Here is a 595-nt window from a genome sequence, read left to right as displayed (position 1 = left end):
CACGGCGAACACCACGGCCGCGTGCGGCCAGCGAAGGTACACGTGCGGATGGAGGCGCTCACCGAGCCGCTTGAAGGGCTCGCGGTGCGCGTGCACGTCGGCCAGCTTGGCGGGGTTCGCCGCGAACACGGCGTCGAGACCGGCGAGCAGGGCACGGCGGACCGGCCGCGGCGGTGCGGGTCGCTCCGCAGGTCTCCGGCCGGGTCGTGCTGTCGGTCCGTGAGCACGTGCAGAACCGGGAGCGGGAGACCGGCGAGCCGCGGATCTTCGTCAACCGGCGGGGCCGTGGCTGGGTCGTTCCCGACGCCCGGCCGCCGGTGCCCGCGGCCGACCGCGACCGCCTCGCCGCCGCCCTCGACGCCGAGATACGCCGCAGGCTCCCGGCGCCGGGCCGGCTGCTGCTCGACCCCGACGTCCTCGACGTGGCACTCCCGCTCAGCGGCAGGGCGGCCGCGGCAGGACTCGGGGTGCTGCCGCGGGGCTCGGTCTCGGCGGTCGACGGGGAGCGGCTGCGCTTCTTCGTGTACTGGAAGGAGGCCGCGAAGCGGACCGACTACGACCTGTCGGCGCTGCTCCTCCACACCGACTACAGCAC

1 pseudogene is annotated in these 595 nt (G+C 75.5%); it reads left to right on the top strand.

Annotation, left to right across the window (positions count from 1 at the left end):
- Positions 1 to 164: 164 nt before the first annotated feature.
- A pseudogene (locus LPA54_RS35305) lies at positions 165 to 595 on the top strand (hypothetical protein); the annotation flags it as partial.

The organism is Streptomyces sp. DH12, assembly GCF_020873895.1.
Lineage (GTDB): Bacteria > Actinomycetota > Actinomycetes > Streptomycetales > Streptomycetaceae > Streptomyces.
Note: the sequence above shows the minus strand (reverse complement) of the source record. Positions and strands in the feature narration are given on the sequence as shown.